This is a genomic window from Salinimicrobium xinjiangense DSM 19287 (assembly GCF_000423585.1).
Lineage (GTDB): Bacteria > Bacteroidota > Bacteroidia > Flavobacteriales > Flavobacteriaceae > Salinimicrobium > Salinimicrobium xinjiangense.
This window is the reverse complement of record NZ_KE384056.1, coordinates 1-16,277: the sequence shown is the minus strand read 5'-3', so window position 1 is coordinate 16,277 and position 16,277 is coordinate 1. Positions and strand designations below refer to the sequence as shown.

The following is a 16,277-nucleotide window of genomic DNA, read 5'->3' as shown; positions in this document are numbered from 1 at the left end:
TTCTTTTTAATAGAAAAACCTCACAATAAGGTTGTGAGGTTTTCTATTTATAAGAGGCCGGATGATTCCTTAAATCAATACTGCTCCTTTAAGAACTTCTTGAATTTATTGGTATTGTAGTCTCCCATTCCCAGGTGGGTCATAACCAATTTTCCGTCGGCATCTATTACAAAGGTGCTGGGGATGCTCTGAGTCTGGTACATCACCGGCATGCCTCCGTCAAGTCTATAGATCTCGAAATCATAGCCTTTCTTCTCATTAAAATCTATGGCCTTCTGAAAATCCTGATCAACAGATAACATTATAAAAGCTACCTTTTCCTTATCTACATCATTATAAAGTTTATTTATTCCGGGCATTTCAGCTATACATGGAGGGCACCAGGTAGCCCATACATTCATAAAAATCACTTTGCCTTTTAGATCCTCCATTGCCACTTTTTCACCTTTTGAATTTATAAGCTTCATATTAAAGTCGGCAGCGGGATTAACATCATTTAATGCCAGCTCTTCTTTTTTCTCAAGATCGGGATTCATTAATCCGGTCGCCAGGATCCCGCGCTGCAGAAATCCCAGGACTTCGGTATGCAAACCTGTGACATATAACCCCCCGAAAATGACAAAAATAATTCCGTATTCTATTAAATTCTTTTTCAAGCTCTTCTTATTCTTTTCCTTCATACTTCCTGTGATTTTTTATATTTATTTAAATTTTGCCTGTAGCACAACTTACAAATGAGTTTGCCTTAGCAACCAGGCTATTTTTCTCATCTACTGCGGGATACCCGAGTTTTTTCAGTATCTCCTTTACTTTCAAAGCGTCTTCGGGGTCATTATACTGGAATGATACCTCAGCAGTTTCCCGGTTTACATTTACATTACTTATATTCTCCAGTTCTGAAATTTTAGTGGATATGGTTTTTACACAGCCACCACATTTTAAATTCTGAACTATTATGGTCGTATTCATCTTTTTGAATCAATTAGGTTAAGTTTCTTTTATGACTTTCAAAAATAGAACCCTTATTCCCTACCGGATGTAACAAAAGTTACAGGGCAAGAAAGAAGGCATCCGAAAGAGATGCCTTTTAAAAAGGTTTTATTTCATCCTTTTTCTTATTTGTACAATGTCGTCTTACCTACCCTTCGGGATTAGATTTTAAAGCCAAAACTTTGCAGTCCACTTCAGTCGAAACTCCTGAATTTCCACCTTCCGTTCCGCAGGGAAATCCGAAGCTTTTATCCCTGAGAAGATAATTTTCTTCCGTTGAAATCAATGTTTAGGGGTGTCAAAAATGCAATTTACAGCAGCTCTTTTCCAATGATGTAAACGCCCATTACCAATACAAACCAGCCAAAACCTTTTTTAAGTTTTTTCCCGTCAATGAATTTATTGAGATAACCGCCCAGAAAGATCCCTATGATAGACAGTCCGGTGAAGATCATAAGAAAAATCCAGTCAATTTCCAGATTTTCCACATCTCCAATAAAACCTATAAGTGACTTCACGGCTATAATGAGCAGGGAGGTGGCTACTGCCTTTTTCATTGGGAGTTTAGTCAGTAATACCAGGGCCGGAATGATAAGGAATCCGCCGCCGGCACCAACAATTCCGGTCAAAACACCAACTACCAGACCTTCAATAATGATAAGCGGGTAGTTATATTTGACCTTAGTTTCCTTTAGTTCTTCTGTACCATTATTTTTGATCATCGATATTGACGCTACGATCATAATGACAGCAAAGAACAGCATGATTGCAATATCTTTGGTAACCTCAAATCCCCATAAGGTGAAAATATGTTCGGGAATTGCAGGTACAAGATACTTCCGGGTACCATAGACCGCAATAAAAGCCGGAATGGCAAATACCGTAGCCGTGCGGAAATCCACCAGCTTCTTTTTCATGTTATTCAAAGCACCAACCAGAGAGGAAGCACCTACAACAAAGAGGGAGTATGCTGTTGCCGTAACAGGATTAATTGATAGCAGGTAAACCAGGACCGGAACTGTAAGGATTGATCCACCACCTCCTATCAGGCCTAAAACCACGCCAATCAATAATGCTCCAAAATATCCTAAGAGATCTATTATTTCCAAAGTGTCCTTTTTTTAATTTGCAGCAAAAGTACTCTGTGACCTCTCTCGGTGCAGTAACAATAGTTACAGTTCCAATGCATTTGATTTATTAGGAAAAGATCTGCCTGAAAAAATAATATTTTGAAAATTTTCTAAGATAAAAAGAGAAGTGAAGCAGGAAAAACACGAAGTGTAATACTTATTATGCTTCCCGCCCAATTCCTGAAGTTACTGCCAAAGAATTCCGTACTAGCAAGTGGAAGTAAACCTTTCCGGTCCTGGACTATAGAATTTTCAGGCCGGGAAGAAGAAGTTTAAAATGATTATTTAGTTGCCCTCCGTCTGTTCAAAAGTTTTAGATAAAGAAAATCTTAACATTCTGCCTCTGCCTGGATTTTTTCCTTAAAAATTCTTCCTTAACTTAGGATAGAAATTTTAGTCCCAAATGATTAAGATAATCCATGTAAAGCTTCTTCTGGCGGTCTTAGGGCTGATTGCTCTAATCTTGCTTCTAAACTTTTTACCATATTCCCGGGGCTTTTTAGCACCCATAGTTACAGGGGTAGTCTTAGCTTTAATTATTCTTCCTCTTTCCAGGAAGATGGAAAGATCTATTTTTAACAGAAGTTTTTCCTCCTTAATTAGCACCATTGTGTTGTTTCTCTTCTCATTAGGGATATTAAGTTTATGCTCCCTACAGATCAAAAACTTTGTTAGTCAATGGCCTGATATTAAAGAAACCATGTCCCCCGAAATAGAAAAATTTAAAACATTCGTTTTTGATCATACAGCAATAAACAAGGAGTCTTTGAGTGACCGTACTGTGTCAGATCTTTTCCCATTTTTGGAAGAACCTCTGAACGAAGGAGCACGTGCTGCCGGATTTTTAAAATCTGTCTTTAATTTTATGGGAGTATATCTCTTAACTTTTGTCTATATTTTTTTCATCCTGTATTACCGACAGCATTTTAAAAAATTTCTAATAAAACTTTTTCCGAAAGAAAGAAAATTACAAATACACAAAATACTATCCGAATCTGCAGATGTAGTACAAAAATACCTGCTGGGAAGATTAATCCTGATGGGAATTCTTGCCGTACTCTATTCCATCGGATTGGGCTTGTCGGGGGTAGATAACTTTATTCTGATATCCATTATTGCTGCTATTTTAACCATTATCCCCTGGATAGGAAATATAATAGGTCTTGCTATGGCTATGGTATTTGGATATCTTACCTCCGGGGATCTAAATGTTCTTTGGGGGGTAATTATTACTTTTACAGTATCCCAGTTTGTGGAAAGCTATATTCTTCAACCGTATGTTGTTGGCGACAAGGTGGGACTTCATCCTTTCTTCGTGATATTGTTTGTAATGCTGGGAGCGGCTCTTTGGGGGCTAATTGGGATGGTTTTGGCAATCCCGGTCATGGCCATTTTTACTGTTGTTTTCCGAAGCATTGATAAGCTGAAACCATTAGGTTTTTTATTTGGAAAGAATTCTGATTGAATCTATTTCTGAAGACCTTACAGAGAATACTAATTCGGAAATTTTACCTTGTCAGGATGTCTCTTTAATTCCTGCATAACATGTTCAAGTAAACTTGTTTTTACTGTACCTGAAGATTTCGGATTCACCAGATATCTTACAGTAATTTCTATCCAGGTATTTTCATTGACCTTCAGTAGAACTGAAGGCACTTCCCGAACTTCTAATTTTTCGACCAGAGTGCTTTTTAAAATTCTGTTGTACCTTTTTATCCTGCGGGTCATAGCTTCTCCAATTTCTTCTTCTGCTATTCTCTTTATTGTTTTATTAATGAACAAGAGGTCACTGTCATGAGAAACAAATATTTTTAATTCATTCCAGATAAAAGGGAATAGCGGCCATGAATAGTTATAAATATATTCAGTAAAAACTTTGGAATTGGTAAATCTAACCACTCTACCGCTGGGGTGATCCCCAGAAAGATAATCTCCCCGAAATTCCCAAAGAGTAGTATCAAGGTATCCCACTCTAATCACATCCCCATAAACCGGTCCTATTTTAATCCTATCTCCCACCTCATATGGTTTCCGAATAAGAAGATAGATCCATCCAAAAAAACTTGTGAAGGTACTCTGCAAGGCAAGTCCAAGAATTAATGAACCCACACCAAATGATACCATGGTGGCATACCAGTTGGAAAATAATAAAGATAAAGAAACAGCAAAGATGAAAACGACACTAAAGAGGTTGATTATGCGATGTAAATTATAGACTGTGGATTTATCTACTATTTTACGATCTAAGATCTTTTTCAACAAGCGGCTAATGACCAGAATAATTGATATAAATAAAAGACCAGGTAATATTCTTTGGACTAAAGGAACATAGGAGACAGGGATGGGGATAACCTGATACTGTACCAAGAAATATACGGTACCGGCAACCAGGAAGATAATTGTTGTTAAACCCAGAGCAGAAGACTGTTCCTTACTGCTGCTTTTTTTCTCTCCCGAAGATTCTTTTAAAGCCTCCCTGACCTTTTTATCTTTTAGGATTTCCTCGATTTCATGCTCCTCTTGCTGTTCCCGGCTTTCCATCTTAGATATTCTCCTGCTTTAGATTGTGGATTGTCAAAGCACTTTGTGAAGCAATCCTCAAATCCTTTCGGAGTTTTTGCTTTACTTCTTCACAACTTTTTATTTTCCCTCTTTTCTTTAGTCTATATGCAGGGTGGGATTCAGAAATTATCTGGTGATATAATTTGATTTTTTCGGTCCTGCCAAGCCTTTTTAAATTTGGCTTAAGTACTTCATAAAGATCATCAGCTTTCATATGCTACTATTTAGTCTGGAAAATAACAAATGTTCATCCCTCTGCGGTTATATTTTAAAAGGAATTAACGGACTTTATACAATTATTAGAGTTTCAATAATAAGATTTTTCGTTTTTCTATTGAATTAAAAAATATACATAATACCTGGTCCAAAGGCTGAACCTGCTCGTGTTTTTTATTTGAACCGGTTTTTATTTGCTATATTTAAGTTTTATTGAATATCTGTTTATGAAGAATATACTTATAGCGCTCGGAAATCGTGAACATGCTGATCAATTAATAGCCCAGGCAGTAAAGCTGGCGAAACTCACTAACGGAAAGATCTGGATTTCACATGTCACCGAATCCAATCCGGAAGATTATCTGGCACGGGAAAGTGGACCTCAATTCGTATTTGATGAAAGAGCTGAAAAACAAAAGAAAAAAGATACTTTCGTAAAACAATGCGCTAAAGGAATTCAGGAGAATCATGGTATTCCTGCAGAAGGTTTTATAGTTGAAGGCTCTGTTGCCAAAGCTATAAAACAAAAAGTAGATGAATATGGTATAGACCTGGTCATCGCCGGACATCGTAAAAAGGATTTCCTGTACGAACTTTTCTCCTCCAACAAGAAGAAAGATCTTGTAGATGAATTAAAGATTCCGCTTTTAGCCGTCCCAATAGTTTAAAGGCTCATCACAACACAGAATTTCCCTACAGTCAGATTCAGAGATTACTTTTCACACCTGTCTTGTTATCTGAATTGACTTAAAGGTTTTCCTTTTCCGGAAGATATTCTAGAACGTGGCTCTCCTTTCAAAACATGTTTCAGTCATGTAGCACAAGGATGGGAATTTGATTTGGAACAGAAGTATATAAACCATGTTGGTTGTGCAAGAGACGATCGCAGATCCTGATATTCTTTCCCAGAAGTATGATGTGATCAAATTTTTTCTGAACCTCTGTCCAGGTATTTGCATTATAAACGGCAGATTCCATTAATGGGGAAAATTTCACTTTAATATCATTAATGCTGCTGAATATATTCTTCTTTGCAGCAATCTCTTCATCCGCGATCTTTGCGTCTCCTGATATTTCCCAGATATTGAGATCAGTCCCCTGATAAAGCCCGGAATTTTTTAAAAAGCGAATATTTTTGCTGCTGAAAGAAGCAGTGTAATCAAGAGGCATTAGCAATTTCCCGGGTCTTTTAAACTTACTATTCTCTGGTACTGCCAGTATATTGCACTTGATTTTATATATTATTTCAAAAGTGTGTCTTCCCAGAATTGTAGTATGACGCTGTTCGTGACCCACTGCTCCCATCACAATTAGGTCTATCCTGTAGTTATCTACAAACCTGCGTGCCGCATTCACTAAAGTATCTTCAGAATAATGCCCTGTAATTTTATGAAGACCGGTAGCGGATCTCTGTTTTAACTTTTGAACCCGTTCTTCTAAGCGTGCCTGGGTGGCAATTCTTTTATGTTCCCGATTGTCCTCACAATCAGGATCGGGATCATAGATGTTCAATAAATAAAAATTCACCTTTTGGTCCTGTAGAAGATCCATAGCATAAAGGGTAGCATTAATAGCCACCTTTGAGAAGTCTGAAAGTAAAAGGACATTCATAGCATTTCTTCTAAGGGCCGAAAATAGTTCAACCCTTCATCTGTAAAAATGATACAAATCAGTTTTAAACCTTTTACTATTGATCCAACTACATCTGCAAATTTTTATTCCAGCCAGAATTGGTCCCTCCATTCTGAATCATCAAAAGAAAGTGCCTCAAAATTCCGTTCTATCTCTTCCAGCTTTTGAGGGGTGGCACAGCTACAACTTAGCAACTTATTTATTCTTCTGTGGTTTGCCAGAGCTCTTTTCACCCTCACATTAGTACCTAAAAGAGGGAAAACCAACTGTTCTTCAGCTTCAAAATGTGGCTCCAGATAATTTTCCTTAAACCAGTCGGCATATCTTCTTATCCTTGCTGTCTCGACATTTCGGATCAATCCTTTTCTAATCCTCGAACACAACTGAAGTACATGATCATGTTCCTCGTTCAATATTTTTAAAGCGCCGGAATCTGATAATTTCTTATTCATCCTCATTTAAATTCAAAAGCAGCTAAAGACACCGGAAGTATGGATCTTCAGTTTATTTTTCCGGAATAGCTAACAACTAACTGTTAGTCCCAAATATCTGCAAACAGGCAAGGCTGTATTATGAGTACAATCATATACAATCTTAAAAATTTTGAGGAAATTATTCAGCTACTGCAGGTAATTGAAAGGAGATTAAATGAATTGGACAATAGTTCCATCATCTGGAATTTTGTCCATAAAAAAAGGCCATCTAAATAGCCTTGAAAATGTGTTTTCCAAACTTGTTTTTCAGACCATCATTGACCTGAAATTCAGTAATTGATAACCCTAAGGAAATTAGGGATGACACGTTCCAATCTTTTTAGATAGCCGCTTAATGAAAGCTCTGGCTTTATTCCAGTCTAAATTTCTCCCACAACAAAGGATACTTTTGCATTTACACCATAAGATACATATTGGTTATCCTTCACCTTGGCCTTCATCTCTTTTATATAAACAGACTCAATATTTTTGACGCTTTTCGAAGCTTCTATTAATACGTTCTGGGTTGCATCATCAAAACTCTTGTCTGATGTTCCTATTACTTCTATAACTTTTACTATACTCATAATTAGTTTTTTAAGGTTAAACAGTGATTCATCCTTAATATAGCTAAAAACTTAAATCCCTGGAAATGATTAACATAACTTTTGAATGAGTAAGATGGATTGTTTAATGTCTAAGATTCTGGGTTCCTGATCTGGAAACATCCTGGCCTCGCTCTATCTTAATTTGTTATTTTTGGAATAATTTTATTTCTAAAATTTTTAGACATACTCCTAATTAGAAGAAATCCTTTTACCTTCTGCCAGGATAAATTTTTATGTCAAATTCCTAACGATGTTATTTTGTAGGTTCTTTTCAGCGGTAGGACTGTTTTTGAAACCATCCGGCTCCCGAAAATTATCTTCTTTTTTAAATTAGCACTTATGGATTGCCCGCTTTGCAAGAACGACCTCAACCTCAAGATAGATACTCATTATTTCCACTGCACCCAATGTGAGGCTTTGGTAAAAGACAGGGAACTATGGCCGGACACTTCAGCGGAAAAAGAACGCTATCTGACTCACAACAATGATGTCAATGATATTAACTACCAAAATTTCACTTCCCCAATAACAAATTATATTCTAAACAATTTCAAACCACATCATTCAGGATTGGATTTTGGATCGGGTACAGGGCCTGTAATTTCCGAAATGCTAAAAAAACAGGATTATCAGATAAGGCAGTACGATCCATATTTTGCTAATCATCCTGAAGTACTGGAGGAAACCTATGACTATATCTTCGCCTGTGAGGTGGTGGAGCATTTTTACCATCCGCAGGAAGAATTCAGGAGATTAAGAAAAATGCTCAAGCCGGGAGGAGCTTTAATTATGATGACCCACCTCTATTCTGAAGAAATTCCGTTTGAAAGTTGGTACTACAGGAAGGATCCTACCCATGTTTTCATTTATACAGAACCCACTTTTGAATTTATCCGGAAGAAATTTGATTTTAAATGTCTGGCAATCGAGAAGAGGCTTGTTGTGCTGAAGGTTGATGATTAAAAATAGATCAGGATTGAGTATCCTAATGTCCGGTTAAGAATAAAGTCCGCTTCGGCTTCAAGAGCCCGGTAAAAGACTTCAATCAAGGTTTGTCATCAGGACGAAGGAGGAGTCCCTTTTGGTAAAATGAACAAGGAATAAGGTATAACAGAGTTTGTATCTGCTCACTCACTTTTTTCCACAAAATCAAAAAATAAAAACAAAAAATTCCTACATTTAAAAACTTGTTAACGGGTTATTGACAGAAGCGAATCCCTACAAGCTTTTGTCTGATTATTTCACACTGTTTCCTCCATACATAAATAGTGAATATTAACTACTCATTAATTGTTCTCTGCCCACTGCACATCGTCCTCTACTTATTTTGACATTAAAACCAAATCCTATATCTTTCTTTAAAAATCAATGAGTACTTCCGCATCTCATGACGAAAGAATGGCAAATCTCACATTTGCCTCTGTTTATCCTCATTATGTCACCAAAGTAGAGAAGAAAGGTAGAACAAAAGCAGAATTGCATCAGGTTATTGAGTGGTTGACCGGCTTTGATGAAAAACAGCTCCGGGAAATGATCGATCAAAACGTCACTTTTGAAACCTTTTTTGACAAAGCTTCCCTCAACCCCCATGCGCATCTTATTACCGGCGTGATTTGCGGGTACAGAATAGAGGAAATTGAAAATCCGCTGACGAAAAAAGTCAGATATCTGGATAAGTTGGTGGACGAACTGGCTAAAGGCAGGAAAATGGAAAAGATCCTGCGGAGCTAATTCTACAAAAAATACTGAATACGGTTTACTATGTTCCTGCTGTATTTTAGTACCGGAATATAATTTTGAAATCTGTTCACGATTGTCCTTGATGTATTCGATTCCTACTAACTATTAACTATTAACTAATAACTATTAACTATCTACAACCTGGTGCTTCTGCTTTTCGATATTTTCAGGTGTAAATCAGGCGCATTTTTTATCCGCTTAAAAGGAGTACATTTAGTGCAACTCCAATAAGTGATGTCAAAAACTCTACAGCGCCTTCTTCTGATAATCTTTACCGGTGGTCTGCTTGTCATCTCGGGATGGAGCAGTTTCCTGGTCTATAAATATTCTTCAGAAGCAGCCCAGATCAAAAAAGATTTCAGTGAACTTAATAGCATTACCCACGGAATTCTTTCGGTAAACATCTGGAGGGATCACCTCACCAATATGCTCCTTAACCGGATCGATGAATTTGAATTCACCGCCGAACAGGAAGACACACTGGTGTTTCAGGTGGAGAATATTCTGACTGCCGGAATCGATAAGGGTGACAGCCTAATGAACCTCAAACAAAAAACCCTAAAGGGTAAGCTCCGCAAATTTGCAGTTAGAACTCTGGTGCCCGAGGAAAAGATCAGGGCTCTTGTACCCATGTTTGCCCAGACTATAGTAGATGAAATTCAAAAACCTGAAAACAAGGAAGCTCTTAAGTACGTCATAAAAAGCAAACTGCAGGAATACAGCGATATGACCCACGCAAACTCTCTGGCCGCGGTGATACGACTTAATGAGTTGTTATATCGGTATGATGCAGCAAACCTTGAAGAATTTAATTTAAAAGCATCTGAAGAACTGCTCGAACTGGAAAGAAAAACTTATAACCACACCTATATTTTACTTGGAGTGATCATAGCTTTTTTAATCCTGTGGTGGCTGCTTAGAAACCAAAATTCCCTGCACACCCTTTTATTTATCACTTCGGTTCTGGTGGCCCTAATTGTCCTTTTTGCCGGACTCACAGCCCCAATGATAGAGATAGATGCCCGGTTCCAGCAGGTGAATTTCCTAATCATTGGAGAGCAGATCACTTTTAACGATCAGGTTATTTTTTTCCAAAGTAAAAGCATACTGCAGGTGATTGGGATATTATTTGATACAGGAAAGCTGGATTCCTTTTTCGTGGGACTACTTATCCTTGTCTTTAGTATAGTTTTTCCCCTGGCAAAGTTATTATCTACCCAAATCTATCTTGCCGGAGGTGCTAAACTGAGAAAGAACAAGATCCTTAGATTCTTCACTTTTAAATCGGGGAAGTGGAGCATGGCAGATGTGTATGTGATTGCAATTTTCATGGCCTATATAGGTTTCCAGGGAATACTGGATAATCAGCTTTCGAATCTTGACATGGAGACTGAAACGCTGGTTAGCATCTCAACCAATAAGACCTCATTGCAGCCGGGGTTCATCATCTTCATTGCCTTTGTCCTTTTTAGCCTCAGCCTTTCCACAATTCTGAAAAAGATAACCGGCAAGGATAAAAATGAATATTAAATATTTAGTAATGAATAATGAATAATGAATATTGAATAATGAATGATCAACTGTCTTTGGTCCTATATGGACACCTCTTTTAAATTGCATTTTAAGGACCATTCTAATTAGCCACGGATTCACGGATATCTTTTTGATAGATACTGAATATTGTATAAGGGGTTCCGGTTCTCAGTTTGACCTTGTGGAGTTTAGTAATCCTATTAACCATTAACTTTTTTTGCCAACTGACTCCCTGGAATTTGGAATTTGGTGCTTCTCTCATCTTTCTTCTGTCCACTTTCCGCTTCCCATCTTCTACTCTCAACTTTTTACTTTTCATTTTAAACTTTTTTCAATCGTATTTAACTATCATATGACTAAACATAATGATGTAACTGCAATCGCAAATATGTCGCCCCTCCGGGGCTCTTTGTGGAGGGGGTGTTTTTTGATCCCGGGGCTGCACCCCGGGCTACCTATATTTCGCCCCGCTGGGGCTTTTTTTGCTGTCCGCACAAAATCTTCTACAGTCATATTCCGCAGTAATCCTGCTGTTTCAGCGGGGGAGGTACTGAGCACTGAACAGTGACCATTGATCACTATTTTCTCTCTCCTCTGTCCCTTATAAATAACTCTTTTTAATGGCATTTTAGAGACTTTAATTCAGTTACGATCCACAGATAGTTTTTCAAGAATCATAAAAATGAACTCGCTCTCAAATTGGATCGGGTATTTGAAACTAAAAAACATATTTTATTTTCTCTTGCGATATCAGGCATCTTAAATAAAACAAATTAAATGCCTATCTTTCATAAAATTAAAAACGATTAATACCATATGTCTGAAGTAGTTAAAAAAAATGTTCCCAAAGCAAATAAAAAGAAAAACCAGGATCTCGAAAATTACTTCGCCAATACAATAATTCCGCAGCTTTTCATTGATGGCAATCTCATCCTGAAGAAATTTACACCTCCTGCGATGAAACAGTTTTCTCTTACAGATGAAGATATCAACAGAGATATACGTGATGTAAAGGATAACTTTCGTTTTCCCACTTTGATTGAAAATATTAACGAAGTCATTGAGACCGGAGAGATACTCGAAAAGGAAGTGCAGACTACAGATGAGAAATGGTTTCAGATGAATATCCTCCCCTACACGGTTTTTAAGGAAAACAGGACCAACGGGGTTATAATTACCTTTGTAGACATTACCAAACGAATAAAAACCATTGGGGAACTAGAGAAGTTAAATTCTGAATACAATACGCTATTAGATGCCCTTTCTCATGATATAAGGCAGCCACTTTCTGCTATTGTATTACTTTCTGACGCCTTATTAAATGCGTATCATAAACAAAATACCCCGCAGTTCATAAAATACATCGATACTTTAAAATCCAGCTCTAACGCCATGAGGGAGCTGGTTAAAGATTTTATAGCTGAAAGTGAAGAACAGCCTGAACTTGAAGGCGAACCAATCCGGGTAAATATTGAGAATATTGCGCAGGATGTCATCATTTCTTTAAAATCTGAAATCTTTAACAAGGGAATTACAATTAGTACAGACTTTCAAACTTCAGAAATTATTTTCTCCAGAAACAATTTAAGAAGTATCTTATACAACCTGCTGCGCAATTCCATCAAGTACAAAAAAGCAGATAAGCCATTAAAGATACAGCTCTCCACGGTAAGAAATGATGATCACGTACTCTTGCAGGTAAAGGATAACGGTATTGGCATTGCAGAGGAGCACCAGGAGGCTATCTTTAAAAGGTCTACCCGGGTTTCCCACAAGATTGAAGGTACAGGAATGGGTCTTTATATCATCAAACGTATTATGGAAAACAATGGTGGTAGTATAGAGGTAGAGAGTCAGCTTGGAAAAGGTTCTACTTTTTCGGTTTATTTTCCTGTATAAAGGCTCTGACAAATTAAATATTGAATAGTGTATAATGTTTAATTTCTCATTTACTACGGTTCACCCTTAGAGGCCTTGTGACTCCACACCTCTCTTACTGACAACTGACAACCGACAACTTTAGTACTGCCCACTTAAAACTGGGAACTGCCCACTTTTTCTCGTACTTATAACTTCGTAAGTCTATCTTCCCGGGCTACCGATATATGGTCTCCGGGAGATTGGTTTTAAAGGCATAAGGAATAGGGTGTGAAATCTGGTTAATTGCTGCCTTACAAAATCTGTCACAACTTTTTTTTGTCGTAAATTTAATGGGGTTACGACCATCGAACACAATAACTGTGATACTTCTTTCTTAACTCCCGAAATAAGTCTGAAAATAGTCTTTGATGCTACCAATTTCTCCCATACAATCACTAATTAAAATGATATGTCCTCCTATGCACTCATTTCAGAACACCGGGATAGAGCATTAACCAGAAGACCACCCGGCCCTTTTATTATCTGGGGAATTGTTTTTATTGTTATCCCTCTGTGGATCATCTCTTATCCCGAAACTACTGTACGGCATAATTTTAAACCTTTCTTCATATATGCCAGTCAGCTTTCAAGCCTTATTGGATTCTCCTTGTTCTCATTAAGTTTGATTTTAACCTCCAGACTAAGATTTCTGGAAGACTTGTTCGGAGGTTTAGACAAGGTTTATAAAATGCATCTTTCTATGGGGAAATCGGCCGCTATTTTTTTAGTAGCACATCCGGTTCTTCTGGCCCTAAGGTGGGTTCCCGAAGATTTAACCAAGGCTTTGTGGTATCTGCTCCCCCTCCACCGTCGGGTGGAAATAGATCTGGGCAGTTGGGCGCTATGGGGCATGCTCGTCCTAATTATCTTTACTCTGGTAATAAAAATCCCTTACGATAAATGGAAGATTTCCCATAAATTCATGGGATTTTTCTTTGTTTTGGGAGTAGCCCATTTCTATTTTCAGGGCATTTCCTTTTCCGTAAATCCCGGTTTAAGAATTTATCTGGCATTGCTTTCAGTGGGAGGAATATCTGCGTGGCTTTATAAATCGGTATTTTTTGATCTGGTAAAAAAGAAAAGCAGGTTTTTAGTTACAGAGGTTCGAAGGCTGAATGCCAACATTGTTGAGATAGAACTACAGCCAAAAAGTAAAGCTGAAGATATTATACCCGGACAATTTTATTTCTTTACTTTTCTTTCTGAAGATCTTTCGGCAGAAAGTCATCCTTTTACCATTTGTGATGAGACCGAAGATGGAAGAATAAAGATCATGGTAAAGGCTCTGGGGGATTACACGAACCTTTTGAACAAAATCATAAAACCCGGAATACCCGCTTTGCTCGAAGGTCCTTATGGGAAATTTAATTTCAGGACTACCAAAAGAGAGCAGGTATGGATAGGAGGTGGCGTTGGAATTGCACCTTTTCTTGGCTGGGCGAACTACCTGTTCAACAATCCCAATGAATATATAAGGGCCAAACTTTACTACTGCGTAAAGAATGTGAATTCTGCAACTCACATGGAGGTCTTTATGAATTTGGAAAAAAGATTACCGGGATTTCATGTACAGGTAATTAGTGAAGAACAGAATGGTTTTTTCAAAGCCGGCGACTTACCTGAAATACAGAAAAAAGAGATCTTTATTTGCGGACCGAAAAATATGAGAAAAGCCATTTTAAAACAACTGAACCAATTAAAAGTGCCCAAAAAACAAATACACTTTGAAGATTTCGACTTTAACTAAAATTATAGATTTAGTTTCCTGACCATAAACTATCCATTAAATTCTCCTAACGACGAGTATGCTTTGATTATGATCACCGGGCATAAAATCCCGGGCTGGCAATATTTCGTCCCTCCGGGACTTACCTTGGAAGTATAGGTCTAATGAATAATGTATATTATAAATTGTATAATAAAATTTTTGAGCACTGAGCACTGAACACTGCCCACTTTTTAAAAATACCTCGTACTTCTAACTTCGGAAATTCAACCTCCCGGGCTAACAATACTGTCTCTCCCGACTTACTTTGGAAGATATAAGGTCTAATGAATAATGTATATCATAAATTGTATGATAAAATTCTGACCACTGAACACTGACCACTTTTTTATGTCATAATCTAAAATTTATTATCTATTTTCATACTTCTCAAAAATGACATTATGCAACTAAAAATTTCAAAGCCCCTCCTCATGCTGGCTTTACTCCTTTCCCTCTTTTCATGTTCTGAAGATGAAGTTACGCCGGAAGAAAAAGGCACCGAAAAGCCTGAAGAAGTCATGGACAGCTATAATTATATCGCTTTAAGGAATGACGGCACGCTATTTAGCATTGGGGATCAAACCGGCAAGGTAAGTATGCTGGGCAAAATACCGGGAGTTGAATTTAATGTCATGTTCAATTCCATCACCTCATCAAGTTCGAAAATCTACATCTATGAGCATTATTTTGATCCTCCAAGGGGGGTTCTGTATGCGTGGGATAAGCTAACTGCTAACACCAGGTCTGCTGTTCTGGATTTCCCTGCAGAGTTTGGAGACAACACGGCTCTGATCTCCCTGGACTGGGATGAAGAAAATCAAAACCTCGTTGGGATTACCAGAGAGGACATAGAACAGTCCGGAAACAACAAACCTATAAAGGTTGTACGGATAGATCCCGAAAACTTCGAAATAACCACTACACCTGATATTGATTTAGCTACAGAAGCTTATACAAATGTCTATTCCACAAGTCTGGTAGGGCAAAAATTATATGCAGTTGGATTTAGAGGCAGCCAGTGGAATCCAAATCTGCTGGAAATTGATCTGGATCAAAATTCTTTTAAAGTGGTTCCGGTCTCCGGTATTGATACAGGCTTTACAAATCTTGGAAATAGTGGGAGTGCCAATTCCATTTTTGGTTTTTCACCTGTAGCCAATTCAGATTACATGGCAGAAGTAAGGCCGGTAACTTACAATATTCAAACGGGTACCATCCGGGAACTGGAGGACACACCCCGAATTTCAGCCCTTAATTTCTCTCATAAAACATTCTTTAATTCAGACGCAGGGGAATTTGCAGAGCTTGTTGGTTCGGGTGGTAAAATCCATCTTTTTAAATTTAAACCTTCCTCCGGAAATTTTGAGATAACAGAAATAGTAAGCCCCGATATTCTTATGGATAAACCAAGGTTAAATTAAGGGATTTTTCATATTGCCTGTTTTCTCTAATTAAGGCGAAGATCCTGTTAATTAATTTTGCTCTTACAGCATTAACAACAGTCATTTTGTTCTTTCCTTCTGCTATTTTTCTTTCAAAATAATCCCTGAGCTCACCCTTCATTTTTATTGCTGACAAGGCAGCCATATGGAAAAGTGTTTTAAGCTTTTTATTTGCTCTGTGAGACACTTTATTTTTTGATCTTTGACTTGTTCCCGAATGAAAAGAAAAAGGAGCTACACCTATATGACAAGCAAATTTACGC

The 16,277-nt window shown here is 37.6% G+C and carries 18 protein-coding genes; 9 read left to right on the top strand and 9 right to left on the bottom strand.

What is annotated here, in order from left to right; genetic code table 11:
- Positions 1-74: 74 nt before the first annotated feature.
- From G564_RS0115520 to G564_RS0115505, 3 genes are all read right to left on the bottom strand, one after another.
- Positions 75-680 (bottom strand): TlpA family protein disulfide reductase, encoded by a 606-nt coding sequence (locus G564_RS0115520; RefSeq protein ID WP_029038464.1) that lies wholly within the window; start codon positions 678-680, stop codon positions 75-77.
- A 25-nt stretch (positions 681-705) separates the two neighbouring features.
- Positions 706-969 (bottom strand): heavy-metal-associated domain-containing protein, encoded by a 264-nt coding sequence (locus G564_RS0115515; RefSeq protein ID WP_029038463.1) that lies wholly within the window; start codon positions 967-969, stop codon positions 706-708.
- A gap of 332 nt (positions 970-1,301) precedes the next feature.
- Entirely contained in the window at positions 1,302-2,099 is a 798-nt protein-coding gene (locus tag G564_RS0115505) for a sulfite exporter TauE/SafE family protein (protein WP_029038462.1), read from the bottom strand.
- Between the two features lie 424 nt (positions 2,100-2,523).
- Between G564_RS0115505 and G564_RS0115500 the strand changes: the two genes are divergently transcribed.
- Entirely contained in the window at positions 2,524-3,585 is a 1,062-nt protein-coding gene (locus tag G564_RS0115500; RefSeq protein WP_156879266.1) for an AI-2E family transporter, read from the top strand.
- 29 nt (positions 3,586-3,614) lie between these two features.
- Here the strand turns inward: G564_RS0115500 and G564_RS0115495 are convergent, their stop codons facing one another.
- Complete coding sequence (locus G564_RS0115495; protein WP_029038460.1) at positions 3,615-4,661, bottom strand: mechanosensitive ion channel family protein; 1,047 nt, start codon at positions 4,659-4,661, stop codon at positions 3,615-3,617.
- A gap of 464 nt (positions 4,662-5,125) precedes the next feature.
- Between G564_RS0115495 and G564_RS0115485 the strand changes: the two genes are divergently transcribed.
- Positions 5,126-5,566 (top strand): universal stress protein, encoded by a 441-nt coding sequence (locus tag G564_RS0115485; protein ID WP_029038458.1) that lies wholly within the window; start codon positions 5,126-5,128, stop codon positions 5,564-5,566.
- Positions 5,567-5,705: 139 nt separating this feature from the next.
- Here the strand turns inward: G564_RS0115485 and G564_RS0115480 are convergent, their stop codons facing one another.
- Positions 5,706-6,509 carry a universal stress protein gene (locus G564_RS0115480; RefSeq protein ID WP_029038457.1) on the bottom strand — a complete coding sequence of 268 codons (804 nt, stop codon included), beginning with the start codon at positions 6,507-6,509 and terminating at the stop codon, positions 5,706-5,708.
- Positions 6,510-6,613: 104 nt separating this feature from the next.
- Positions 6,614-6,982 (bottom strand): hemerythrin domain-containing protein, encoded by a 369-nt coding sequence (locus tag G564_RS19465; protein ID WP_051205540.1) that lies wholly within the window; start codon positions 6,980-6,982, stop codon positions 6,614-6,616.
- A gap of 120 nt (positions 6,983-7,102) precedes the next feature.
- Here G564_RS19465 and G564_RS20385 point away from each other — a divergent pair, with 120 nt between their 5' ends.
- On the top strand, positions 7,103-7,240 hold the full coding sequence (locus tag G564_RS20385) for a hypothetical protein (protein WP_156879265.1): 138 nt from the start codon (positions 7,103-7,105) through the stop codon (positions 7,238-7,240).
- A 143-nt stretch (positions 7,241-7,383) separates the two neighbouring features.
- On the opposite strand, the gene G564_RS0115470 is transcribed toward G564_RS20385, so the two are convergent.
- Positions 7,384-7,590: a dodecin family protein gene (locus G564_RS0115470; RefSeq protein ID WP_029038456.1), complete on the bottom strand. Its 207-nt coding sequence runs from the start codon at positions 7,588-7,590 to the stop codon at positions 7,384-7,386.
- A 360-nt stretch (positions 7,591-7,950) separates the two neighbouring features.
- Here G564_RS0115470 and G564_RS0115465 point away from each other — a divergent pair, with 360 nt between their 5' ends.
- The 3 genes from G564_RS0115465 (at position 7,951) to G564_RS0115455 (ending at position 10,881) form a co-directional block, all read left to right on the top strand.
- Positions 7,951-8,574 carry a class I SAM-dependent methyltransferase gene (locus tag G564_RS0115465; RefSeq protein ID WP_029038455.1) on the top strand — a complete coding sequence of 208 codons (624 nt, stop codon included), beginning with the start codon at positions 7,951-7,953 and terminating at the stop codon, positions 8,572-8,574.
- Between the two features lie 405 nt (positions 8,575-8,979).
- Complete coding sequence (locus G564_RS0115460; protein ID WP_029038454.1) at positions 8,980-9,342, top strand: DUF2200 domain-containing protein; 363 nt, start codon at positions 8,980-8,982, stop codon at positions 9,340-9,342.
- A 243-nt stretch (positions 9,343-9,585) separates the two neighbouring features.
- Positions 9,586-10,881: a paraquat-inducible protein A gene (locus tag G564_RS0115455; RefSeq protein ID WP_051205539.1), complete on the top strand. Its 1,296-nt coding sequence runs from the start codon at positions 9,586-9,588 to the stop codon at positions 10,879-10,881.
- A 103-nt stretch (positions 10,882-10,984) separates the two neighbouring features.
- Here the strand turns inward: G564_RS0115455 and G564_RS0115450 are convergent, their stop codons facing one another.
- Complete coding sequence (locus tag G564_RS0115450) at positions 10,985-11,203, bottom strand: hypothetical protein (RefSeq protein WP_029038452.1); 219 nt, start codon at positions 11,201-11,203, stop codon at positions 10,985-10,987.
- 497 nt (positions 11,204-11,700) lie between these two features.
- Here G564_RS0115450 and G564_RS0115440 point away from each other — a divergent pair, with 497 nt between their 5' ends.
- From G564_RS0115440 to G564_RS0115430, 3 genes are all read left to right on the top strand, one after another.
- Positions 11,701-12,783, top strand: a complete 1,083-nt coding sequence (locus tag G564_RS0115440) for a sensor histidine kinase (RefSeq protein ID WP_029038450.1) — start codon at positions 11,701-11,703, stop codon at positions 12,781-12,783.
- A 430-nt stretch (positions 12,784-13,213) separates the two neighbouring features.
- The gene (locus G564_RS0115435; protein ID WP_029038449.1) at positions 13,214-14,551 is read left to right on the top strand and encodes a ferredoxin reductase family protein; all 1,338 of its coding nucleotides are present in this window, start codon (positions 13,214-13,216) and stop codon (positions 14,549-14,551) included.
- Positions 14,552-14,973: 422 nt separating this feature from the next.
- The gene (locus G564_RS0115430) at positions 14,974-15,993 is read left to right on the top strand and encodes a hypothetical protein (protein ID WP_029038448.1); all 1,020 of its coding nucleotides are present in this window, start codon (positions 14,974-14,976) and stop codon (positions 15,991-15,993) included.
- Here the strand turns inward: G564_RS0115430 and G564_RS0115425 are convergent.
- Positions 15,968-16,277, bottom strand: a 310-nt coding sequence (locus G564_RS0115425) for a transposase (RefSeq protein WP_029038028.1), incomplete at its 5' end; no start/stop codon positions are given. The genes G564_RS0115430 and G564_RS0115425 overlap by 26 nt on opposite strands.